This window comes from uncultured Bradyrhizobium sp., from assembly GCF_964252615.1.
GTDB lineage: Bacteria > Pseudomonadota > Alphaproteobacteria > Rhizobiales > Xanthobacteraceae > Bradyrhizobium.
The window spans coordinates 76,769-99,603 of record NZ_CAXUNQ010000006.1; the positions used below are offsets into that span (position 1 = coordinate 76,769).

The window sequence follows — 22,835 nt, forward strand, 5'->3', positions numbered from 1 at the left end:
TCATCGGAAGAACAGTTCCTGATTGCGCCGCTCAAGCTCTTCGCCATAGGTGCGCAGAACATGCGCCTCGCTGACGGTCCCGATCGCAACCGGGTGGTCGGCGCGGGCTACGATGGCGAGAACGTCGGCTTCGGTTCGCTCGAAGGCCGCCATGATGTCGCGAATCGTGGCGTCGGGAAGCAGGAATTCGTCGCTCTGCTGCGCCAGCGTCGCTAACGGGAGGTTGTCAATGGCTGCGATCGAGTGCAGATCGGCTGACGAAACCAGACCGGCGTAGCTTCCCTCCGGATTGCGCAATACGATCTGCTTGACCCGGGCGGGGGAGAACAGCTTTTGGGCCTCGGTGATCGGCATGGTGCTCAGTGCGTTCTCGAAATCCGAACGCATCAGCGACGTGGCGCTCAACTGCTGAATCCAGCCGACATCCTGGGGCCCGCGAATGACTTCGCCGCGCAGATGAAACCGCCACGTTGCGAAACTATAGCCAAACAATTCTCTGACGATCAGGGCGCTGACCGACGAGGCGACCACGGCGCCCACGGTCACGGAAAAATCGCCGGTAATCTCGAGCGCCAGGCAAACCATGCTGAACGGCGCGCCGAGCACGCCGGTGCCGAGCGCTGCCAGCGCTGCGATGGCGGCGGTTCCCGGCTGCAGCGCAAGGTTCGGAAAGGGCACGCTCAGCACGGTACTGTAGAGCTGGCCGATCAGCGCGCCCAGCAACAGCGATGCGAAGAACAGTCCGCCGCGAAACCCGGATCCCAGCGATATCGCCGATGCCACGGTCTTGAGGGCGATCGTCGTCGTCAGCAGCAGCCAGGTCGGGTTGCTCACGAGCAGTATTTGCATTGCCCCATGTCCGGCGCCGAGCACCGTTGGCGTCAGCAGCGCGAGAGCGCCGAGCAGCACGCCTCCGAGCACCGGCCTCAGCAAACCGTTCAGGAGTGTCACCCGCTGAAAACAGCGCTCGGATAAGGCCACCGCCAGCATCACGACAATGCTGGCAAACGCGCAGATGATGCCGATCAGGACGGTCTGGCCGATCATTTCGACGGAGACCGGAGAGGGGAATCCGGGAACCATCAGGAACGATTGATGGGTCAGCTGTCGCGCGACAAGCCAGGAAGCAACAGAACTGGCAATGACCGGCACCAGGCCTGCCGAGGTATATGCGCCGAGCACGACTTCAAATGCGAAGAACGCACCGGCGAGCGGGGCCGAAAATGCGGCGCTGATGGCGCCCGCTGCGCCGCAGGCCACCAGCAGCCGCATATCGCTGCGGCGCGCCGCCAGCCGCTGGCCGATATGAGAGCCGAAAGCCGCGCAAATTTGCGTATAGCCTGCTTCAAGGCCGACCGATCCGCCAAAACCGTTCGAGAGCAGGGTCTGCATCGAGATCAGCAGGCTGCCGCGAAAGGAGACACGCCCGCCGTAGAGCGCATTGGCCTCGATTGCGTCGGCCAGTTGCTGTCCCTTGAGCCGGCGAGCAAAAAACATTCCGATCGCCGCAAGAACCGCCCCGCCGAGGATCGGGACCAGCAGCGTGCGCTGCCAGGAGATGACGCCGGTCGCGCTCAGATGGGCGTCGAATGGAATATCGAACAAAAGTCCATGCGCGATCTCACTCAATTTCGCGATAGTCGCAACAAGCAGCCCGCTCAGAAGCCCGATTACGATAGCGACCGTGACGACGCCGGTTTCGCGGTTGCGGACGAAGTTGCGCAGGCTCGCGGGCAACAGATAGTGGCCGGCGATGGCTGCTTTCTTAGCCGGCTCCGGCGGAGAAACCCTGACGTGTCCCGCCGCTGCGTCGTCGGTCATATCAAATCAGCGATGCGTATCGCGCTCCATGCTCATTTTTGGCAATTCCGCAGCCTTTAGGCCTGTTTCTCTTCTTCCCAGAATGCCGTACCGCCTTCCGCCTTCATCAATTCGAGAATTTTCTCGCGCGGGATCACGCCACAGCGATTTGCCCAGGCGCTGTATTTTTCGCTCATCTCTCGAACCCGTTCCGGGTGCTGGGCGGCCAGATCCTGCATTTCGGTCCGATCCGCCTCCATGTCATAGAGCTCCCATGGACCGGGATATTTGCGCACCAGTTTCCATTTTCCGCTACGCATGGCGGCATTGCCTTCGTGTTCCCAGAACAGCGGGCTGCGGCCGCCATACCCCGCCGCAAATGAAGGTACGAGGCTTTCGCCCTCGCACGGCAGGATGTCGTTTCCGTCGAAAACCGTTGGGTAGGTCGCACCAGTCACGTCAATTATGGTCGCCATGATATCAGGCAACTGGCCGGGATTGTGCCGTAGCCCGCCCCCATCCTTGATGCCGCGCGGCCAGTGAACGATGAAGGGCGTGGCAATGCCGCCTTCGTGGACCCAGTGCTTGTAGAGGCGGAACGGCGCGTTCGAGAGATTGGCCCACGCGGTACCATAGCTCTGATAGGTGTCTTCGCCGCCGGGCATCAGTGACGGATCGTTGCCGAAACGCACCGGTTTACCGGTCCGCGTCTTTGCCTTCGCAATCATCAATTGATCTACCAATTCACGCGCGGTGACGCTGTCCGGAATATCCTCGGCGCATGCGCCGTTATCGGACAGGAAGATGATGAGCGTGTTTTCAAGCTGATTCGTTTCCTCCAGTGCCGCGATGATCCGGCCGATTCCCTGATCCATGCGATCGATCTGGGCGGCGTAGACCTCCATGCAGCGCAGCGTCCATTCGCGATTCTCCGCCTCGGTCCATGGCGGCTGAGTCGGATCGCGATCCGTCAATTGCCAGTTCGGATGGATGATGCCATCATCGACAAGCCGCTTCAGCCGCTGTGTGCGCAAGCTGTCCCAACCTTCGTCAAATCGGCCTTTATACCTTGCGATGTCTTCCGGATGCGCGTGCAGCGGCCAGTGCGGAGCCGTGAAGGCGACATATTGAAAGAATGGCGTATCCGGGCTGGCGGTGCTGTGCTGGCGAATATAGGCGGCAGCCTGATCGCTGATCGCATCTGTGTAGAAAAAGGCCGGGTCATTTTCGGCCTCATGTTCGATATTGTCATTACCGCGCGTCAGCGTGTTCGGGTTATAGAAACTTCCGGCGCCGATGATGGTGCCGAAGAAGTAGTCGAAGCCGCGTTGCAGCGGCCAAGCATCGGTCGGCTCAGTCAGGCTGCTGGAGATGTGCCACTTGCCGCTGAGATATGTCGTGTAGTTCTTCTGCTTGAGAACCTCGGCCACGGTAACGCAGCTCTTGTTCAGATTGCCGGCATAACCTTCCGGTCCATTGCTGTAAGTGAGAATTCCGATTCCGGTCTGATGCGGATGCAGGCCGGTCAGCAGCGACGCACGCGACGGGCTGCAGCGAGCCGTGTTGTAGAATTGGGAATAGCGAAGCCCGTTGGCGGCAAGGCGGTCGAGGTTAGGCGTTTCGATCTCACCGCCGTAGCAGCCGATATCGGAAAATCCCATGTCATCGTTGAGGATGATCAGAATGTTGGGGCTGTCCGGTACTTTGCCATTTGGCATGGTTCTTGATCCTTGTTGATACGGGGGTATTCGGGGTGTTACCAGTCAGGAACGGCGCCTTGTGAGATTGATGCTGAGGCGAAAATAGTTCGGCAGATAGACCGAACGCAGCAGTTCCAGCGGCCGTCCGTCCGTGTTCACGGTAAGGCGCTCGATCGATAGCAACGGGCTGCCGGCCTTCACTCCTAGAAGTTTGGCGCTGGTGGTGTCCGCGAGCGAAGCGCTGATTGTCTGCGTCGCTTCCTTGATTTCGAAGCCGATTTCGGCCTCGAACACACGATACATAACGATCGAAGTGAGATCACGTTTCTCCAATTCCAGCCCGATGTCGGGGGGATAAAAGGCGTGCTCAATCGCGATTGGAATGTCGTCGGCAAGGCGGACGCGCTTGAGCTGCCAGACGGCACGCTCCCTTAATTGATTGCGGACTTCGGCGTCGTGACTATTGGTCATCCCCTGCAGCAGGATCTTTGCGCCCGGTCGATAGCCGGCGTCCTTGATGGTCTCGGAGAAACCCATCAGCCGCCCCACCCAGTTTTCCGGCTGGTTGGTGCGCAGGAACGTGCCGCGCCCGCGCTCGCGTTCGAACATGCCTTCGTCGACCAGCGGCTTGATGGCATTTCGAATGGTGATGCGGCTGACGCCAAAGTGTTTTCCGAGCTCGGCCTCCGTCATCAGCCGCCCGGTCTCGTCGATCAGTTCGCCGGCCCTGACCTGACGGCGTATGGTTTCGCGGACCTGGATGTGAAGCGGCCTGGAACTGGTTGACGCCGGCTCTTGAGCGTCTCTCATGGCGCCCGCTATACGCTTTTGATAATGCAAACGTCTCACCGCAGTCATCATAACCGCCTGCGTGTCGTTGGATCGAACAGATGAATGTCGTGGGCGCGGGCGGTGATCGACAGCGCCGCTCCTTCGTGCGGGATATCGCCGTCGCTGATGCGTGCGCGAATGAAGGTGCCGCCGCAATCGAGATCAAGGATTGCGGTATCGCCGAGATCTTCGACCAGTTCCACTGTCGCCGGAATTCCGCACGCGGCGATTCGGACCGCGCCGGGCCGGATGCCGACGACCACGTCACGATCACCGGCTTCTTTTTGGCTCGTCTCGAGGCGAGAGCCGGCGATCTCGACGCTGCCGCTGCTATAACGGGCGGGAATCAGGTTCATCGGCGGGCTGCCGATGAAGGCAGCAACGTCGATCGAGTTCGGCCGGGCGAAAACTTCCGCAGGCCGGCCGGTCTGCTGGATCTGGCCGGCCATGAAAACCGCCATGCGGTCGGCCAGCGTCATGGCCTCCTCTTGGTCATGTGTCACATAAACGGCCGTTACGCCCAGCGAGCGCTGCAGCTTCTTCAGTTCAGTGCGGGTCTCCAGTCGCAATTTGGCGTCAAGGTTGGACAGCGGCTCGTCAAGCAGAAACAGGCGGGCTTTACGGACAATGGCGCGAGCCAGCGCGCAACGCTGCTGCTGGCCGCCCGACAGTTGGCCGGGCTTGCGATCGAGGAGATGGTCGATCGCGACTTTGCGCGCGGCCTCCTGCACCGCCGGACCAATTGCTGCCTTCGATAGTTTCGCCATTTCAAGCGGAAAGGCGATATTTTCGTAGACGGTCATGTGGGGATAAAGCGCGTAGCTTTGAAACACCATGGCAATGTCGCGGTCGCGGGCGTCCGACGCCGTGATGTCCTGGCCATCGATGAACACGCGACCCGAAGTCGGCGCGTCCAACCCCGCCAAAATTCGCAGTGTGGTGCTTTTGCCGGAGCCGGAAGGGCCGAGCAGCGCAAAGAACTCGCCGGATTCGATCGCAAAGCTTACGTCTTTCAGCGCCGCAAAATCACCGTGCATCTTGACGATATTCTCAAATCGTACTTGACCCCGGCGGTTCATCGACGTCCTCCGCCCTTGACTGCTCCGACGGTAAGACCTTTGACAATATTCTTTTGCGCGATGACGCCGAGCAAGACCACGGGCAGCATTGCCAGCACCGAAACCGCAGCGAGCTTGGCCCACAAGGTTTGTTCAACGGAAACGAAGTTGAACATCGCGACCGTGACCGGCCGTACCGTGTTGCCGCTGAGCACGACCGCAAACAGAAATTCGTTCCAGGCATTGAGGAAGACGAAAACGATGGTCACGGCAATGCCGCCCTTCACTTGCGGGATGATGATCCGCCACAGCGTGCGCAGCCGGCCGGCGCCATCGAGATAGGCGGCTTCTTCCATCTCGAAGGGAATGTCCTCGAAATACGAAACCAGCAGCCAGATAGCGAAAGGAAGCGAGAACGACAGGTAGATCAGGATAATGCCGTGATAGGTGTCGATCCAGCCGATATTCCGCAGGATCAGGAAGTAGGGGATGATGATGCCGACCGGCGGCAGCATTTGGGTAGTGAGCACATAAAAGCCTGCGAATTTCTTACCTCCAAAACGTAAGCGCGCCAGCGCATAGGCTGCCGGCACCGCCATCAGCATCGTGATAACCGTGGTTCCGATCGAGATGATGAAGCTGCTGACGAGATTCGGCAGGATCGAGGACGAGCCGAACAGCACGTCGCGATAGGCGTCGAAGGTCGGGGAAAAGATGAGCTTTGGCGGATAGGCCAATACGTCGCGGTCGCTTTTTAGCGAATTCAATACGCTCCAGACGATAGGAAATGACCAAGCCAGCAGGAAAACCATCGAGGTCACCAGTGCAGCAATCAGGCGAAAATGTTTTACCGTCATTTCGCTCTCCGCAACGCGAACAGCATGCCCGAGATCAGAATGGTCACAACGAGAAGGGCGACCGCAAGCGCAGAACCATAACCGATCGATAGTTCGGTGAAGGATTTCCGGTAGGCATACAGGTTGAGAATTTCCGTCGCGGTGCCCGGCCCGCCGCCGGTAACCGTGAAGATCGCAGCGAATGCCGTCAGCGCCACCATGGTGCGCATGATTACCACCATGACGATCGCAGGCCGCAGCAGGGGCAGGGTGATGCGCCGAAACCGCTGCCATGCGCTGGCGCGGTCCAGCCGCGCCGCTTCATAAATGTCTTCCGGCAGAGACGCGAGGCTTGCCAGCAGCACCATGAATGCAAAGGGGGTCCATTGCCAGGTATGGATGACGATCACCGAAATCATGGCGAGCAGGGGGTCGCCGAGCCAGTTCTTGCTGCCGAGGCCGGCGTTGACCGCGAGGTAGTCGACGATACCGAATTCCGGCGCCAGCATGAAGGTGCGCCAGATCATTCCGACAACGGCGGGCGATAGCACCACCGGCAGGATGGCAATGAGGCGAAACCAGCTTTGGCCGCGCTTCATGTCCATCACCAGCAAGGCCAGCGCCAGCCCAAGCCCGACCTGCAGCACGACAGTCGAGCCGGTGTAACTCAGGCTGACCAGCAGCGACGACCAGAAACGCTGGTCGACAAACAGGGTACGATAATTGTCGAAGCCGGCAAAACCGTCCGCAAATGGCATCGCCAGGTCCATCCGGAACGCGCTGGTCCAAAGCAGAAACATCAGGGGGAAGGTTGTCGTTGCCAACAGCGCAAGGAATGCCGGCGCCAGCAGCGCCGCCGCAAACCGGCGCTCGCGTTGCGCGAGCACGCGGCCGAGATCGCTCGAGGCGGCCGCGCCGCCGGCGGCAGGGACCATCGTTGTCGCAGGCTTCCTCAAAGTCAGCTGCGCATCATCGGTTCGACGCGGCGTTGAGCTTCGTCAAGTGCTGCCTTGACGGTGGCTTGACCGGACAATGCAGACTGGACCGCCGTTGCCATGGTATCGCCGATCGCGGGCCATTGCGGTACGCGCGGACGCCAATCGACATCGGTGTCGCCTTGTAGCGTTTGCATTGTGGCTTCGACGAAATTATCGCCAAAGCCGTTCATGAGCTTGACGTATTCCGGATCGCGCCAGATCGAAGTCCGGTTGACGCCCGAACGTTTCGCAGGTCCCGCGAAACGATGCGCCGTACGCGCCTGGGTTTCGGCGCTCGCGGCCCACTGGATGAATAGCCAAGTGGCTTTCTTCCGTTTGTCGGAAAGCGCGGCGTTGATCGGGAAACCCCAGTTCCAGATCGATGTCACGCGCTTGCCGGACGGGCCTTTGGGCCAACGCGCATAGGCGATCTTGCCAATCACCTTTGATTTTTCAGCATTGTTGACGACTGATGCCGAGGAATGCGCATCGATGTAGGACGCAACCGTTCCTTGCGAGAATGCGTCCGCAATGTCGGGCCAGTTCCAGTTTGCCGCCGCCGTCGGGGCGTATTTGCGCATCAGGTCGACATACCAGGCAAGTGCGGCTTCAGCTTCGGATCCGTTCACCGTGAGCTTGCCGCCCTTGAACCATTCCCCTCCGAACTCACGGAAGATGGAGGGATAAATATACATGTTCTGGCCGGCGCCGGCGACCCCGCGCAACGCCGTGCCCCAGATACGATCGTTCGGTGTATTCAGCGAGGCGGCATTGGAAACGAAGGTTTCGAGATCATCGGCCGGCTTGAGGCCCTTCGCGTCAAACAAGTCCTTGCGGTAGACTTGGATAGTAACCTCGCCGTCGTACGGCACGCCATAAAGCCTGCCATCGACGCTATCGGCCGTGCGCCATGCGGGAATAATGTCATCGAAATTCAACCAGTCGGCGTCGGTCAGGGATTTATCGGCAAGGTAGCTGTCGAGCGGGTCGATCCATCTGTTCGCGGCGTAAAGCGAATAATACATCGGGTCGGCGGCGTGGGTCGCATAGGTTCCGGTCTTCGAGGTGAGATCGATGACGCTCTTCTGCCGGATCTGCGCGGGCGGGATTTTCTCGAAGCGGACGTCGATACCGGTCAGCGCCTTGAACTGCGGCGCGATCGTGATCAGGTTTTCGAAATAGCTTGCCGGAATAACGGCAACCGTGATGGTTTCACCGGCCACCTGCTGCCAGTCGATCTTGGCTGATTTGTACGGTGCGAGATCGGCATCCTGCGCCGCCGCTTGGCGAAACACGGCCGGCGCCAGACCTATCAGCGCCGTTGCGGCGGTGCCTGCCTTCAGGAATGTGCGCCGCGTGGGCGTCAATGACTTCATTTCCCTCGTCCTCCCTGGATTGCGGCTTTTGCCGATTAAGTTAGGACGTTATCGAAATGTTATAACATGTCAAACCGCGAGGCGATGGGACGAGCAGCGCTTTCCATCGGCCGCAGATGGATCACCCTTCCGCCGCGTTCACCAGCGCAATCAGTTCGGCTCCATAATGTTCGAGCTTTTTGTCGCCAATGCCGGGAATGCCGTGGAGTTGTTGGAGCGTCGTCGGATGCTGCGTCGCGATGCCGTCGATCGTCGAGTCGTGCAGCACGACATAGGCCGGCACACCGCGCTTGCGGGCCACCTCGGAACGCCATGCCCTGAGTGCGCCGACCAGAGTTAGATTGCTGGTTTCGCCCCGGCCGTTGGCCCCTGCAACAAGGTCGCCGCGCCTCGATCTGGTTCTGTTTGCACGATTACGGGAACTGGCGGGTTGCTCGCGCAGCATCACCCCGGTCTCGCCCTTCAACACGCCGCGCGCCGATTCCGTCAGCTTCAGGGCGCCGAAGGCTTCGCTGTCGGACCGAAGATGGCCCATGGCCAGCAACTGGCGTATGGCGGCGCGCCACTGCTTTTCATTGAGTTCGCGGCCGATGCCAAAAACGGTCAGCTTGTCATGGCCGAATTGCTTGACGCGGTCTGTGAGGCGTCCGACCAGAACATCGATCAGGTGCATGGCTCCGAAGCGCTGCCCGGTACGATAGACGCATGACAACAGCTTTTGCGCGATGACCTTGCCGTCACGAACCACCGGCGGCGATAGGCAGTTGTCGCAGTTGCCGCATTTGTCGGCGCCAGGCGTTTCGCCGAAATATCCGAGCAGGCGAGTGCGGCGGCACTGGGTAGTTTCGGCGAGACTCACCAGCGCGTCAAGCTTGCCGACCGACACCCGCTTGAACGCTTCGGAGCCGCTGGACTCGTCGATCATACGGCGCTGCTGGACAATGTCGGACAGGCCAAACGCCATCCATGCGCTCGACGGTTTGCCGTCGCGCCCCGCGCGCCCGGTTTCCTGATAATAGGCCTCGATACTTTTCGGTAAGTCGAGATGCGCGACGAAACGCACGTCCGGTTTGTCGATGCCCATGCCGAACGCGATCGTGGCGACGATCACGACTCCGTCCTCGTTGATGAAACGGTCCTGGTTGCGGGCGCGCAGATCGGCATCGAGGCCGGCGTGATAGGGCAGCGCGCGCATGCCGGCCCACGTCAGCGCAGCGGCGGTATCTTCGACCTTGGCGCGCGACAGGCAATAGACGATGCCGGCATCGCCGGCGTGGCGCTCTGTAATGAAAGCCTCGAGCTGCGCCGGCGCATTCTGCTTGTCGACGATTTCATATCTGATATTTGGGCGATCGAAACTCGCGACGAAGCTCGGCGCGCCGGCAAGCCCGAGCCGATCGATGATTTCCTTTCGTGTGACGTCGTCGGCCGTGGCCGTAAGCGCGATGCGCGGTACATTGGGAAAGCGCTCGGCGATCATGGACAGGCCGATGTATTCCGGGCGGAAGTCATGCCCCCATTGCGATACGCAGTGGGCCTCGTCGATCGCAAACAACGCGATTTTCGCGCGGTCGAGCAAAGCGAGGCAGCGTGGTGTCAGCAGCCGTTCAGGCGCAATGTAAAGCAGATCGAGGTCGCCCGCGAGCAGCCGCCGCTCCACTGCGGCGGCTTCGTCATAAGACAGCGTGGAATTCAGGACCGCCGCCTTGACGCCGGCCTCTAGCAGCCCGGCGACCTGGTCGCGCATTAGCGCGATCAGCGGCGAGACCACGATGCCGCAGCCTTCGCGCAAGAGCGACGGCAATTGATAGCACAGCGACTTGCCGCCGCCGGTGGGCATCAGCACCAGGCAATTGCCGCCGTCCACGACGTGCCCGACGATCCGTTCCTGGGCACCGCGAAAGGCGGGGAGGCCGAACACGGAATTCAGGACGGAAAGGGCGTCGCGAGGCTCGCGTTCCTGAGCTGAGGCAGTAGCGGAAACAGACATGCGGCTTCGGTCAATCTCAATAGGAAGTCAGCCACCGATCATGACAGGTATTTTCCTGATTCGGGCCGCTCAACGTTCGATCCCAAATCGGTTAGAGCAAATACCCGCCGGAGGCGCTACTGCCAATTGCCACCTCGGCGAAGCAGAACAGGCCGCGATCCTTTATGAGACCGCCGCACGGCTTTACTCGGTGTGAGTTTGCCTGCTTCGAAGCCGCTCAGGGACGGCGCGTCCAATGATCGGCGTTGACGGCGCCCGGCGGGATACCGCCGCGGGTAATCGCTGTAATCTGATGAACGGTTTCCAGCGACTGACTCTCGATCGCCGGCGGAGTGAGCCCGCCGATGTGCGGTGTCGCGATAACGTTTGGGAGCCTCGCCAATTCCGGCGTCGGCATCTGGTCGCGCGCGCGGCCGACATCTAGTGCCGCCCCGGCAATGCGTTTCTCGCGCAATGCGGCGGTCAATGCGGCTTCGTCGACCAGATTGCCGCGGGACAGATTGATAAAAAACGCGTGAGGCCGCATGCGCGCCAGCGCGGCCTGTCCGATCAGATTCTCCGTCTGTTCGTTGGCTACCGCCAGGCAGACGACGTAGTCGGAACGCTCAAGAAGATCTTCAAGCGGCATATGCGTTATCCTCATATCGTTCACAATTGCGAATGGATCGGCCACCAGGACCTCCATGCCCAGCGCAAGACCGATCGGGGCAAGTGTCTGGCCGATGCTGCCGTAACCGATGATACCAAGGCTGCTGCCCGCCAACTGCCGCCCCATCATGATTTCCGGCTGCCGCCCGGCATGGTAATCGGCCGTTGCCCGGGATATCCCGCGCGCCAGGTCCACGAGGTAGCCGATCGCCAGTTCGGCGACGGAGTGAACAAAACCGGGCCCGGCGCGCGTGACCAGCACGCCCGCAGCGGAGGCCGCGCCGACGTCGATGTTGCGGATATCGACCGCGCAGCGCACGAATGCGCGCAGCTTTGGAAGCTGCGAAAAAATTTCGCCCGGTCCTTCCGTCAAGCGGTCGGCTAGAATGACATCGACATCGCGCGCAGCGCAGATCAGGCCGGCTGCATTCAGCGCTTCGTCAGCTTCGTGCAAAGTTATCTGCGCCACTGCGTGCAGGCCGTTCAGGCTGCGCTCGCCGTAATACTGGAGGCGCGCCTGCGGCGTGTGGGTCAGCAGAACCTTCAACGTCATGCCGGCCTCCCCTGGAGCGGGATTTAATAACCGAAAGCGCGCGGCAAGGCCGTGCTGATGGCGGGAACGAAGGCAATCACCAGCAGACACAATAACAGCAATCCGAGATAGCCCATGATCGGCTTGACGGTCTGTTCGATCGGAACGTTGCCGATCAAGCAGGCTCCGTAGAGGCCGAGGCCAAGCGGCGGTGCAAACAGGCCGAGCCCCATCGCAATCACCAGCACCACGCCGAAATGCAGCGGATCGATGCCGAGCTTGACCGCGACCGGCAGGAGGAGCGGTCCGAAGATGATTAGCGCCGCGGCACCTTCCAGCACCGAGCCCATCACGATCAGCACGGCGATCGACGCCAGCATGAACAACCATCTGCCATGTGTGCCGGACAGCGCCAGCATCATGTCGCCGACGGCATGCGGCACTTGCTGCAATGTGAGGATGAATGCGAGCGACTGTGCCGCCGCGACGATGAACAACACCAGCCCGGAGCGCGTCGCCGCCTGCACGAAGCTGTACGCCGCAGTCGCCAAGCCGAGTTCGCCGAACACCAGGCTGCCGATCACGATGGCATAGACTGCGGCGAACGCCGAAATTTCAGTGGCGGTCGCAAATCCGCTTTTGAAACCAGCAAAAATCATGAAAATCAATCCGAACGACGCGATCGCGCCACTCCAAAGCCCCGACATCGGAATTCGCGGCTCGATTTCGTCGGCAGGCGCCGGACGCTTTCCGAAGATGATCGATACCGCGATGAGGGCCAGTGCCATCAATCCTGCCGGTAGGAGCCCTGCGACGAACAGGCCGCCGATCGACAGGTTCGCGACAAAGCCGAGGATGATTAGATTGATGCAGGGAGGAATGGTTTCCGCCATGACCGCCGAGGCGGCCAGCAGGGCGACCGCGCTGCCCGGATTCTGTCTGGAGCGGCGGGCCGCGGGAATCAACACCGATCCAACGGCGGCAACGTCGGCCATCTTGGAGCCGGAGATGCCGGAGAACAGCACCATCGACGTTACCATGACCACGTTGAGGCCGCCGCGCAGCGTTCCCACCGCGCGCTGCAGCAGTTCGATGAGGCGAACCGACATGCCATTGGCTTCCATGAGATAGCCGACGAGAATGAAGAAGGGAATCGCGAGCAGGACGAAATTGTCGATGCCGCGCGCCATCTGCTGTGCGAAGATGACGCCCGGCAGCGTGCCTTCGATCCAGATGAATGTCAGTGCGGCCAGCGCGAGCGCAAAGCCGATCGGCAGCCCGCCGAACAGCGTGACGAAAAAGCCGGCCAGCATCAGCGTTCCCGACGCCGGCACCGAACCCGGAGCCGCGAAATCCCACGCCAGATAAAGTGCGGCGATCAGGCCAGTCGCGACCATTCCGGCGATCATGTCGCGGCGGGCACGCCGGCAAAAAAGATCGACCGCGAAAATCGTCATGACCAGCGCGCCAACACCCATCGGATAAAACGTCAGTTCCAGAGGCAGGCCGGAGCCGGAAGTCTGCCCGGTGGTCAGCCAGCCGAGCTTGATGGCGTTGAACGCCACATACCCCGAGATCACGGTCACCAGCAGTGCCCCCACCGAATCGACAACGCGGCGCGCGGCCACCGGGAGCATGTCGATAAAAAAGGCCACGCCGAGGTTTTCGCTGCGGGCAAGCGCGCTGGCGGCGCCGAAGAAACTCGATCCGACCATCAGACCGCGCGCGACATCGTCGGCCCATTCGACGGGAGCATTGAACAGGAACCGCAGCAGCACCGAACCGCAGACAACCACCAGGTCGGCGGCAAGAAGAATCGCCGCCACCCCGTCGCTGAGTGCCAGCAGCGGGATTATGATCCGATGGCCGGGGCTCGTTTTATTCTCCGTCATGGCCGGGCTTGTCCCGGCCATCCACGTCTGCCGGTCCCATAAGGAAACAAGACGTGGATGCCCGGGACAAGCCCGGGCATGACGAGTTCAATTCCAACCGGATGCATTCTGGGTCAGACTGTCAAGCCAATGTCGCGCGGATCATGTCCACGACGGGTTTTGCCTCCGGTCGAGCCTTTATGAAATTGTCGGTTTGCGGAAGAACGCGCTTGCGGAAAGCTTCCTTGTCGCATTCGACGACGGTCACGCCCTTGTCAACAAGAAGCGCAAGCGCTTCTTTCTCGATCGCAAGGCCGTGGGCGCGCGTATCCGCACCCGCTTTGCCTGCGGCATCGAGGAATCCCTCGCGCAATGTCGGATCCATGCGCTTGAACGTCGCATCGCTGAAATAGGTCGCCAGCGGTGAGAAGATATGCTGCGTCAGCGCGTAGTGCTTCGAGGTTTCATAGAACTTGCTGGCGAGGATGGTCGGCGGGTCGTGTTCGAGCCCGTCGAGCACGCCGGCCTGCAACGCCGTATAGATTTCACCGAACGCCAGCGGCGTCGCGGCGGCGCCCATCAGCCGAAGGCATTCGGTGATAATGGGATTGGGCAGGGTTCTGATCTTGAGGCCGGCGAGGTCTTCCGGCGTCTTCACCGGCCGCTTTGCGAGCACGCTGCGGGCGCCGAAATTATACGCCCACGAGATGATCCGGATATTGGCGCCTTTCAGCAGCGCCTCCTCGATCGGTCTCGAGGCGCCGGCGTCGAATGCTTTGGTCTGTTGTTGATAGCTGGAGAACAAGTAGCCAAGGTCGAAGGTCCCGACCAGGGGAACGAGGTTGGCCGAAATCGACGAACCCGACACCATCAGGTCGATCACGCCGAGCTTCACCGAATTGATGACGTCGATCTCCTGGCCGAGCTGGTTGTCGGGAAAAAAGGTGACTTCGATCTGCTCGCCAAGTCCGTTGGCCTTCAGGTTCTTGACCAGGTTGTCGTAATAAACGCGGCCGTTGGCATATTTGGGATCGTTGGGAAGCGACGATGAACATTTCAGCTTCGTCGTGGCAGCTTGCGCGCGCCCGATCAATGTGGGCGAAAAAGCAAGCCATGCAGCCATTGCCTTCGAGGATTTCAGCAACACGCGGCGGCTGACCGGCACGGTCTTCATGATGCTTCCTCCGGAGCGCGCTTTTCTCGCGCCGCACTTGATTGTTCGCGGGCGTTCGCTTGCCATTGATCATAAATGTAGGACCAAACGGAAGCCTCTTGCAAGGGCGGGGATATTCGAGAAGTTGGTGCGTTGGACACGGCAAAGGGTCGATGGTGCCACCAGCCGCGGCGAAACTGAAATACGTTGTGGATGCTTCACCGGCGTGCTGAATCGGGATACCGGACAGGCGAAAGGAAAATCATGACCAAAGCGGTTGTTGGCATTATTGGCGGGTCTGGCATCTACGACCTGCCGGGGCTGGAGAACGTCCGCGAGGAGACAATTCGCAGCCCGTGGGGCGAGCCGTCGGCGCCGGTGCGGCATGGCAGCATCGCCGGCCGAACCGTGGTGTTTATGCCTCGCCACGACAAGGGCCACCGGCTGTCGCCATCGGACATCAATTACCGCGCCAACATCGACGTGCTGAAACGTGCCGGCGTAACCGATCTCGTCTCATTGTCGGCCTGCGGATCGTTCAAAGAGGAACTGCCGCCCGGCACCTTCGTGCTGGTCGATCAGTTCGTCGACCGTACCTACAAACGCGAGAGTTCGTTCTTCGGCAAAGGTTGCGTTGCGCATGTATCGATGGCGCACCCGGTATCGCCGCGGCTGCGCTTCCGTCTTGCGGCGGCGGCCGAGGCCGAGGGTATCGCGATCGCGCGCGGCGGCACCTATATCTGCATGGAGGGTCCGCAATTCTCGAGCTACGCTGAAAGCGTGACTTACAAGAACCTTGACTATTCGGTGATCGGGATGACCAATATGCCCGAAGCAAAACTCGCCCGCGAGGCGGAGATCTGTTACGCGACGGTCGCCATGGTGACTGATTTCGATTGCTGGCATCCCGACCACGACGCGGTGACGGTGCAGGACATCATCCAGGTGCTGACTTCGAATGCGGACAAGGCGAAAGGACTGGTCGCGCGGCTTGCAAGGGATTTTCCGCGGGAACATGAGCCATGCCCGATTGGCTCTGACCGCGCGCTTGACACCGCCTTGATCACCGCACCGGAAGCGCGCGATCCTGAGCTGCTGAAGAAGCTCGATGCGGTGGCGGGGCGGATCCTGCGGGCGTGAGGTTGATCCAGACGATAGGGACGCGATGAAGGTCAGAGGCAAACATATCCGCAGCATCTGGCTCGAGCCGGACGGCTGGTCGGTCGGCGCGATAGACCAGAGGCGGCTGCCGCATGATTTTGTCGCCGCGCGCTTGACCACGTGTGATGCCGCCGCTGACGCGATCCGGTCGATGCTGGTGCGCGGCGCACCGCTGATCGGCGCCACCGCCGCCTATGGGGTGGCGCTGGCGATGCGCGCTGACGGTTCGGATGCGGCGCTCGTTTCCGCCTGCAAGACGCTGATCGCGACGCGACCGACGGCGATCAACCTGGCATGGGCGCTCGACGAAATGCGATCCGTGTTGCGGCCACTGCCCCCCTCGAAGCGGGCTGAGGCGGCCTATGCTCGCGCCGCGCGGATTGCCGAGCAGGACATCGCCATCAACAAGGGCATCGGCCAGCATGGTCTTGCCTTGATCGAAGCAATCGCCGCGATGAAGAAGCCGAATGAGCGCGTCAACGTGCTGACCCATTGCAATGCCGGCTGGCTTGCAACCGTCGATTGGGGCACGGCCACCGCGCCAATCTACCTGGCGCATGATCAAGGCCTTGCCGTCCACGTGTGGGTCGATGAGACGCGGCCGCGCAACCAGGGTGCTTCGCTCACTGCCTGGGAGCTCGGCCATCACGGCGTGCCGCACACCGTTATTCCGGATAACACCGGCGGTCACCTGATGCAGCATGCGATGGTCGATCTTGTGATCGTCGGCACCGACCGGGTGAGCGCGAACGGTGACGTCTGCAACAAGATCGGCACCTATCTCAAGGCCCTTGCCGCGCACGATAACGGCGTGCCGTTCTATGTCGCGCTGCCGTCGCCCACCATCGACTTCAGTATCGATGACGGCGTGCGCCAGATCCCGATTGAGCAGCGTGCTGCGGAAGAGGTTACGACTATGACGGGGCGGACCGCCGACGGGCGGATGGAAACCGTGCGCATTCTTCCTGACGGCTCACCGGTCGCCAATTACGGATTCGATGTCACACCGGCGCGGCTGGTGACCGGATTGATTACCGAGCGCGGCGTACTCGAGGCCGATCGCGCCGCGCTGCTGGCGGCATTTCCCGAGCGCGTGACCGCTGCCGCCGAATGAGGTTAAGACAAGCGCATGCAGAGCGGCTGGAACGATAGCGACGCCGATGCGGCGGTCGCAGCCTATGAAAACCTCGGCCGCGATGTCGCGCTCCGGGTATATACCACGCGTCTGCTCGGCCGGGATCCGCGCCTGGTGCTGCATGGCGGCGGCAATACCTCGGTGAAGACGCGCGCCGCCGACCTCAATGGCGACGCCGTCGACGTTCTGTGCGTCAAAGGCTCCGGCTGGGATATGGGCTCGATCGAGCCTGCGGGCCTGCCGGCGGTCCGGCTCGCGCCGCTCATAAAACTTCGCGCGCGTGAGGCGCTGTCCGATGAGGAGATGGTACGCCTGCAACGCGCCAACCTGATCGACCCGACGGCTCCGAATCCTTCGGTCGAGACGCTGCTGCATGCGTTCATTCCGCACAAGTACATCGATCACACCCATTCGACGGCGGTGCTCGCGCTCACCGACCAGCCCGACGGCGAAGCGCTGTGCCGCGAGGTCTATGGCACGCGCGTCGGTTATGTGCCGTATCTGATGCCGGGTTTTGGTCTGGCGAAAGCTGCGGCTGACGTGTTCGATGCGAATCCTTCCGTCGAAGGCCTGATCCTCGTCAAGCACGGCATTTTCAGCTTCGGCGCCGATGCGCGGGAATCCTACGAGCGCATGATCGCGCTGGTGACGTCGGCCGAGCAGCGGCTGACGAAGAATCGCAGGCCGGCCTTCGCCGGCACACGGCTGCCGGCCCGCCCGGCGCGGGTAGCGGAGGTGGCGCCCATCGTCCGCGGCGCCTGCAGCCTGCCGGGCAGCATCGACGGAGCCTGGAAGCGCTTCGTCCTCGAATTCCGCGGGTCCGACGCGGTGATGAGCTTCGTCAACGGCGCCGAAGTCGCACGCTACGGCCAGGCTGGGGTGGTGACGCCGGACCACAACATCCGCATCAAGAATCTGCCGCTTGCGGTCGCGGCGCCGGATGATGGCGCGCTCACCGATTTCGGCGCGTCGGTCCGCACCGCCGTTGCGTCCTATGCCGAGCGCTACCGGGATTACTTCACCCGCAACAACGCGCGGGTCGGCGGGATCAAGACCATGCTCGACCCGATGCCGAGAGTTGTACTGGTCCCCGCTGTCGGCCTGTTCGGCCTCGGCCGCAGCAAAAAGGAGGCAAAGATCGCCGCCGATCTTGCCGAGGCCGGCGTTGCCACCATTACCGATGCCGAGGCGGTCGGCCGCTTCGACCCGCTGCCGGAGTCCGATCTGTTCGACGTCGAATACTGGTCGCTCGAGCAGGCAAAGCTGAGCAGCGCCAAGGAGCCGCCCCTTGCGGGACAGGTGGCCGTCATTACCGGCGCGGCCGGGGCAATCGGGTTTGCCACCGCCAAGGCGTTTGCGGCGGCAGGTGCGGAAGTGGCGCTTCTGGATATCGACGAGGCGGCGGCGCAAGCCAAAGCCAGGGCGATCGGCGGCGCGGCCCTCGGGCTGCGGTGCGACGTCACCGACGCAGCGTCGGTGCGGGATGCCTTCGCACAGGTGGCATCCGCATTCGGCGGGGTCGACATCACCGTGTCGAATGCCGGCGCTGCCTGGCAAGGCCGGATCGGCGAAGTCGACGAGGCGGTGCTGCGGCAAAGCTTCGAACTCAATTTTTACGGCCACCAGCGCGTGGCGCAGGCCGCAGTTGGGATCATGCGGGCACAGGGCACCGGCGGCTGCCTGCTGTTCAATGTTTCCAAACAGGCCGTCAATCCCGGACCCGGTTTCGGCCCTTACGGCCTGCCGAAGGCGGCGACGCTGTTTCTGGTGCGGCAATATGCAGTCGATTACGGCAGCGAAGGTATTCGCGCCAATGCCGTCAATGCCGACCGGATCCGTTCCGGACTGCTTACCGAGCAGATGATCGCCTCACGCTCAAGCGCGCGCGGCGTCAGCGAACAGGATTACATGCGGGGCAATCTCCTTGGCCGGGAAGTGGCGGCCGAGGATGTAGCGCAGGCATTCCTGGCCCAGGCGCTCGCGCTCAAGACCACCGCCGACGTGACCACCGTCGATGGCGGCAATATCGCCGCCGCGCTGCGGTGACGGCACCCGCGCATTCTAGGGATCGACCATCATGAGCAGGGATGAAGCTATTGATCGTGCAGGCCAGTACTTTCACTCCGGCGGATTCCTTGCCGAGCTCGACCGCAGGATTGCCTACAGGACCGAAAGCCAGAATCCGGATCGAGCCGACGCGATGCGCGCCTATCTGGAGCATGAACTGCAGCAGGCATTTTCGGAGCTTGGCTTTTCCGCCAGATTGATCGAATCGCCGAGCGGCAAAAGCCCGTATCTTCTGGCCGAGTACCGCGAACATCCGTCCGCGCCGACCGTTCTCATGTATGGGCACGGCGATGTCGTCGACGGCATGGAAAGCGAGTGGCGCGACAGCCTCGATCCGTGGCGGGCAACCAAGGTCGGGAACAGAATTTATGGGCGCGGTACTGCGGATAATAAGGGGCAGCATAGCATCAATCTGTCGGCCCTGCGCGCGGTTCGCGAAGTTCGGGGCGGTCGGCTCGGCTTCAATGCAAAATTCATCGTCGAGATGGGTGAGGAGATCGGTTCTCCGGACTTGCGGCAAGTCTGCGAATCGCGGCGCGACGAACTGGCTGCCGATCTATTTCTGGCCTCCGACGGACCGCGGCTGTCGGCGGATCGTCCCACGATATTTCTCGGCTGCCGTGGAGGGCTGCGAATTCATCTCGATGTCGATCTGCGCGACGGTTCGCACCATTCCGGCAATTGGGGCGGAATTCTCGCCAACGCCGCCACTATTCTGAGCGCCGCGATTGCGTCGCTTGTTGATGGAAAGGGGCGTCTGCTGCTGGACGACCTGAAGCCGCCGCGGATTTCCAATCAAATCCGCGTACTGCTTGCCGATGTGAAGATCGAGCCGGTGCCCGGCGAACCGGATGTGTCTTCCGACTGGGGCGAAGAAGGGTTATCAGCCGCGGAACGGTTGTATGCGGCGAATACGCTGGAGGTGCTGGCGATGTCGTCCGGCAACATCAAGAGTCCGGCAAATGCCATTCCGGGACAGGCGCAGGCTGTCCTGCAACTCCGCTTCGTGGTCGGCACCGGGACCGATCAGGTGCTGCCAGCCATTCGCCGGCATTTCGAACGGCGCGGCTTTTCCGTCGTAGCCGTGAGTGCGGCCCAAAGCTTCGCGGCGTCACGGACGGATTTCGCCAGCCCCTGGGTCGACTGGGCGGTCAATTCGATCCGGAGCACGACCGGTAAACAGCCGGCCGTGCTGCCGAATTTCGGCGGCTCGCTGCCTAACGACGTGTTTTCGGATACGCTCGGCCTGCCCACGATCTGGGTGCCGCACTCCTATCCGGGCTGCTCCCAGCACGCACCCGACGAGCATATTCTTCTGTCGGTTACCGAGGAAGCGCTCGGCATCATGGCCGGGTTGTTCTGGGATCTCGGCGAAATGCCGCGTTCGCGCGTTCTCAGTCGGTGACGAAGGCCAGCAACGTGCCGTTGGCAGCGGATGGCGCGACGCACACGGCGCCGGCGCTGCGAACGCCGGCGCTTTCGACCGCCCTCTCCGTGGATGCAAGGTCACTGGTTGCAAGCACCAGTCCGGCGCCGCCGCGCTCCGGGAGTCCCGCCAGCGAGACGTCGGGATAGCGTCGGCCCAATTGATCTTTTGAGAGGAATATGAAATCGGCGCGGTCCGAACCCGACGGCACCGCGACTGCGCCATCCGGCTCAGTGCGAACGTCGCGATTGATCATGCGCGCCATATGCGCAGCGTCCTTTGCCGCTTCCGGTGAAACGACCAGCGCCTGCTTGAGGCGTTTGGCGCCGTTGGCGTGCCTGATGAGTTCCGGAATCCAGACGGTTTCCCGCGTCTTGTGCTGGCAAGCGAAAATGCGAAGTCCGCCGGGGGCCTCGGCGATCGGCCATTGGAATATTCTGAATTTGGCCGCCGACAGGCTGCCGTCCGGCATCGTTACCGGGCGCTCGAAATCGATCGGACCGATCGGCTGGTAACCGCGGGAGCGAATTTCCTCAGCGCCGGCGGCAGCGTCGACCGCGGTGAATGCGATCCGCTCGATGCCTTCGCCGCGCTGCGCAAGAAACCTGCGGGTCGGCATATTATGGTCTGTTTCGATGAGCACGCCGAGCAATTCGATGTAGTCGGGATAGAGCATGATGGTGTAGTTGCCCGATCCCATCTTGACGCTGTGCGTGCCGCGCGGCGACACGGTGAAACCAAGCCGTTTCCAGTTTTCGGCAGCTTTATCGAGGTCCCCGACCACGACGACGGCGTGGTCGATTCCGATGATATTTTTGAGTGTCACTCTTCTGTTGCTCCGGCATGAACTGGCGTATGAAGCTAACCAGATCGATCCAGCGCCTGCAAGTCAGCCGGCAATCCGGGAATTCCAACGATGGATTCAGCAAACGGGCTTTGGAATGTCCCTTGGAACGTCCCTTGGCCGGATTCGCTGTGGGCTGCGGTAACGCCCCCGGGGCCCGATCTTCCGGAGCTCTCCGGCGATGTCGAAGCCGATGTCGTCGTGATCGGCGCCGGCTTTACCGGCCTCTCGAGTGCTCTCCACCTGCGCGAAGCGGGGGTGGATGTCGCCATCGTCGAAGCGATGGAGCCGGGATGGGGCGCATCGGGAAGCAATAACGGCCAGGTCATCCCCACATTGTCGCGATGCGATCCGGACGACATCGTCGCCAAACACGGTGCTGCCGGCGAGCGGTTCGTCGCGCTGCTGCGCGACAGCGCATCGGTGCTGTTCGACATCGCGCGGCGCTATCACATCCAGGCCGAGCAGGAGCAGTCGGGATGGGTGCAGCCGGTGCATTCGCCAGGGCGGATCAAGATCGCCGAACGCCGGGTTCGGCAATGGTCGAAATTCGGCGCGCCGGTCGAATTATTGTCGCGCGAGCAGACCCGCCGGATGCTGGGGTCGGATGCATGGTTCGGCGGGTTCTGGAACAGCACCGGCGGCCATATCAATCCGCTGGCACTGTCTCGCGGGCTTGCCCGCGCCGTACTGGAACGCGGCGGCCGCATTTACGCGCGCTCGCCCGCCATCAGCTTCGCCCGCCACAATGGCCGATGGGTGGTCAAGACGGCGCAGGGACAGATCGGCGGCCGGGCCTTGATCGTGGCCACCAACGCCTATACCGGCGAATTTTCGAACTCGCTGGCGCCTGACATCGCCCGCGAGGTTATGCCGGTGCTGTCTTGGCAAATGGCGACGCAGCCGTTGTCCGAAAACATTAGGAAAACCATCATTCCCGCCCGGCAGGCGATGTCGGACACGCATGGCGAGCTTTATTTCCCCCGCTACGACGCGCGAAATCGCCTCGTCACCGGGGGAGCCGTGATCGGTCCGGGCAACAAGCGGGAGCGGATCAAGGCCAGGGTCGCCGAACGCCTGCAGCGGTTATGGCCGCAGATCGGAGACGTCAGTTTCGACCACGTCTGGAATGGCTACGTCGGAATGACCACGGACTTCCTGCCGCGCATTCATCGCCTCGGCCCCGAAGCCTACGGCTGGACCGGCTGCAACGGTCGCGCGGTCGCGCTCGCGATCGCGCTTGGAGATGAATTGTCAAAGGCCGTGCGCGGTCATCCGGAAAGCGAGTTGGCGCTGCCGTTCACCGAGCCGGCGCCGATCGCAGCACACGGACTGCTGCGCCATCTGGCGCCGTTGATGCTGATGATCTACCGCCGGCGCGACGCCAGAGAAATCGCGTAAGTCCGTCCGTCATTGCGAACGAAGCGAAG

The 22,835-nt window shown here is 61.9% G+C and carries 17 protein-coding genes; 5 read left to right on the top strand and 12 right to left on the bottom strand.

From position 1 onward, the window contains the following. From ACFE72_RS05795 to ACFE72_RS05845, 11 genes are all read right to left on the bottom strand, one after another. The gene (locus tag ACFE72_RS05795; protein WP_375412112.1) at positions 1-1,821 is read right to left on the bottom strand and encodes a chloride channel protein; all 1,821 of its coding nucleotides are present in this window, start codon (positions 1,819-1,821) and stop codon (positions 1-3) included. Positions 1,822-1,877: 56 nt separating this feature from the next. Then, positions 1,878-3,518 (bottom strand): arylsulfatase, encoded by a 1,641-nt coding sequence (locus ACFE72_RS05800; protein WP_375412113.1) that lies wholly within the window; start codon positions 3,516-3,518, stop codon positions 1,878-1,880. Positions 3,519-3,563: 45 nt separating this feature from the next. Then, positions 3,564-4,310, bottom strand: coding sequence for a GntR family transcriptional regulator (locus ACFE72_RS05805; RefSeq protein WP_375412114.1), 747 nt, complete (start codon positions 4,308-4,310; stop codon positions 3,564-3,566). Between the two features lie 47 nt (positions 4,311-4,357). After that, positions 4,358-5,410 (bottom strand): ABC transporter ATP-binding protein, encoded by a 1,053-nt coding sequence (locus ACFE72_RS05810; protein ID WP_375412115.1) that lies wholly within the window; start codon positions 5,408-5,410, stop codon positions 4,358-4,360. Further along, on the bottom strand, positions 5,407-6,246 hold the full coding sequence (locus tag ACFE72_RS05815; protein WP_375412116.1) for a carbohydrate ABC transporter permease: 840 nt from the start codon (positions 6,244-6,246) through the stop codon (positions 5,407-5,409). The genes ACFE72_RS05810 and ACFE72_RS05815 overlap by 4 nt, the downstream gene beginning before the upstream one ends. Then, positions 6,243-7,160, bottom strand: coding sequence for a carbohydrate ABC transporter permease (locus ACFE72_RS05820; protein WP_375412117.1), 918 nt, complete (start codon positions 7,158-7,160; stop codon positions 6,243-6,245). Before ACFE72_RS05820 ends, ACFE72_RS05815 begins: the two co-directional genes overlap by 4 nt. 23 nt (positions 7,161-7,183) lie before the next feature. Next, positions 7,184-8,578 carry an ABC transporter substrate-binding protein gene (locus tag ACFE72_RS05825; RefSeq protein WP_375412118.1) on the bottom strand — a complete coding sequence of 465 codons (1,395 nt, stop codon included), beginning with the start codon at positions 8,576-8,578 and terminating at the stop codon, positions 7,184-7,186. 121 nt (positions 8,579-8,699) lie between these two features. Continuing rightward, on the bottom strand, positions 8,700-10,568 hold the full coding sequence (recQ, locus tag ACFE72_RS05830) for a DNA helicase RecQ (RefSeq protein ID WP_375412119.1): 1,869 nt from the start codon (positions 10,566-10,568) through the stop codon (positions 8,700-8,702). A 217-nt stretch (positions 10,569-10,785) separates the two neighbouring features. Further along, complete coding sequence (locus tag ACFE72_RS05835; protein WP_375412203.1) at positions 10,786-11,763, bottom strand: NAD(P)-dependent oxidoreductase; 978 nt, start codon at positions 11,761-11,763, stop codon at positions 10,786-10,788. Between the two features lie 29 nt (positions 11,764-11,792). Then, a complete protein-coding gene (locus tag ACFE72_RS05840) occupies positions 11,793-13,640 on the bottom strand; it encodes a TRAP transporter large permease subunit (RefSeq protein WP_375412120.1) in 1,848 nt (615 codons plus the stop codon). Between the two features lie 121 nt (positions 13,641-13,761). Next, positions 13,762-14,793: a TRAP transporter substrate-binding protein gene (locus ACFE72_RS05845; RefSeq protein WP_375412121.1), complete on the bottom strand. Its 1,032-nt coding sequence runs from the start codon at positions 14,791-14,793 to the stop codon at positions 13,762-13,764. Positions 14,794-15,036: 243 nt separating this feature from the next. Here ACFE72_RS05845 and ACFE72_RS05850 point away from each other — a divergent pair, with 243 nt between their 5' ends. From ACFE72_RS05850 to ACFE72_RS05865, 4 genes are read left to right on the top strand one after another with little or no spacing between them, the layout of a single operon-like run. Further along, positions 15,037-15,912: an S-methyl-5'-thioadenosine phosphorylase gene (locus ACFE72_RS05850; protein ID WP_375412122.1), complete on the top strand. Its 876-nt coding sequence runs from the start codon at positions 15,037-15,039 to the stop codon at positions 15,910-15,912. A 25-nt stretch (positions 15,913-15,937) separates the two neighbouring features. Next, positions 15,938-17,047: an S-methyl-5-thioribose-1-phosphate isomerase gene (gene mtnA / locus ACFE72_RS05855; protein WP_375412123.1), complete on the top strand. Its 1,110-nt coding sequence runs from the start codon at positions 15,938-15,940 to the stop codon at positions 17,045-17,047. Between the two features lie 15 nt (positions 17,048-17,062). Next, complete coding sequence (locus ACFE72_RS05860; protein WP_375412124.1) at positions 17,063-19,114, top strand: bifunctional aldolase/short-chain dehydrogenase; 2,052 nt, start codon at positions 17,063-17,065, stop codon at positions 19,112-19,114. A 31-nt stretch (positions 19,115-19,145) separates the two neighbouring features. Then, positions 19,146-20,540, top strand: coding sequence for a M20 family metallopeptidase (locus tag ACFE72_RS05865; protein ID WP_375412125.1), 1,395 nt, complete (start codon positions 19,146-19,148; stop codon positions 20,538-20,540). Here ACFE72_RS05865 and ACFE72_RS05870 read toward each other — a convergent pair. Continuing rightward, the gene (locus ACFE72_RS05870; protein ID WP_375412126.1) at positions 20,530-21,387 is read right to left on the bottom strand and encodes a VOC family protein; all 858 of its coding nucleotides are present in this window, start codon (positions 21,385-21,387) and stop codon (positions 20,530-20,532) included. The genes ACFE72_RS05865 and ACFE72_RS05870 overlap by 11 nt on opposite strands. A gap of 90 nt (positions 21,388-21,477) precedes the next feature. On the opposite strand from ACFE72_RS05870, the gene ACFE72_RS05875 reads away from it, so the two are divergent. Next, positions 21,478-22,806, top strand: coding sequence for an NAD(P)/FAD-dependent oxidoreductase (locus ACFE72_RS05875; protein WP_375412127.1), 1,329 nt, complete (start codon positions 21,478-21,480; stop codon positions 22,804-22,806). Positions 22,807-22,835 lie beyond the last annotated feature (29 nt).

What these genes read in the sequence shown, in the direction of transcription:
- ACFE72_RS05800 (WP_375412113.1), bottom strand. Translation starts at nt 3,518, where the DNA reads ATGCCAAATGGCAAAGTACCGGACAGCCCCAACATTCTGATCATCCTC.
- ACFE72_RS05865 (WP_375412125.1), top strand. Translation starts at nt 19,146, where the DNA reads ATGAGCAGGGATGAAGCTATTGATCGTGCAGGCCAGTACTTTCACTCC.
- ACFE72_RS05850 (WP_375412122.1), top strand. Translation starts at nt 15,037, where the DNA reads ATGACCAAAGCGGTTGTTGGCATTATTGGCGGGTCTGGCATCTACGAC.
- ACFE72_RS05860 (WP_375412124.1), top strand. Translation starts at nt 17,063, where the DNA reads ATGCAGAGCGGCTGGAACGATAGCGACGCCGATGCGGCGGTCGCAGCC.
- mtnA (WP_375412123.1), top strand. Translation starts at nt 15,938, where the DNA reads ATGAAGGTCAGAGGCAAACATATCCGCAGCATCTGGCTCGAGCCGGAC.
- ACFE72_RS05840 (WP_375412120.1), bottom strand. Translation starts at nt 13,640, where the DNA reads ATGACGGAGAATAAAACGAGCCCCGGCCATCGGATCATAATCCCGCTG.
- ACFE72_RS05845 (WP_375412121.1), bottom strand. Translation starts at nt 14,793, where the DNA reads ATGAAGACCGTGCCGGTCAGCCGCCGCGTGTTGCTGAAATCCTCGAAG.
- ACFE72_RS05815 (WP_375412116.1), bottom strand. Translation starts at nt 6,246, where the DNA reads ATGACGGTAAAACATTTTCGCCTGATTGCTGCACTGGTGACCTCGATG.
- ACFE72_RS05805 (WP_375412114.1), bottom strand. Translation starts at nt 4,310, where the DNA reads ATGAGAGACGCTCAAGAGCCGGCGTCAACCAGTTCCAGGCCGCTTCAC.
- ACFE72_RS05875 (WP_375412127.1), top strand. Translation starts at nt 21,478, where the DNA reads ATGGATTCAGCAAACGGGCTTTGGAATGTCCCTTGGAACGTCCCTTGG.
- ACFE72_RS05820 (WP_375412117.1), bottom strand. Translation starts at nt 7,160, where the DNA reads ATGGTCCCTGCCGCCGGCGGCGCGGCCGCCTCGAGCGATCTCGGCCGC.
- ACFE72_RS05825 (WP_375412118.1), bottom strand. Translation starts at nt 8,578, where the DNA reads ATGAAGTCATTGACGCCCACGCGGCGCACATTCCTGAAGGCAGGCACC.
- recQ (WP_375412119.1), bottom strand. Translation starts at nt 10,568, where the DNA reads ATGTCTGTTTCCGCTACTGCCTCAGCTCAGGAACGCGAGCCTCGCGAC.
- ACFE72_RS05795 (WP_375412112.1), bottom strand. Translation starts at nt 1,821, where the DNA reads ATGACCGACGACGCAGCGGCGGGACACGTCAGGGTTTCTCCGCCGGAG.
- ACFE72_RS05810 (WP_375412115.1), bottom strand. Translation starts at nt 5,410, where the DNA reads ATGAACCGCCGGGGTCAAGTACGATTTGAGAATATCGTCAAGATGCAC.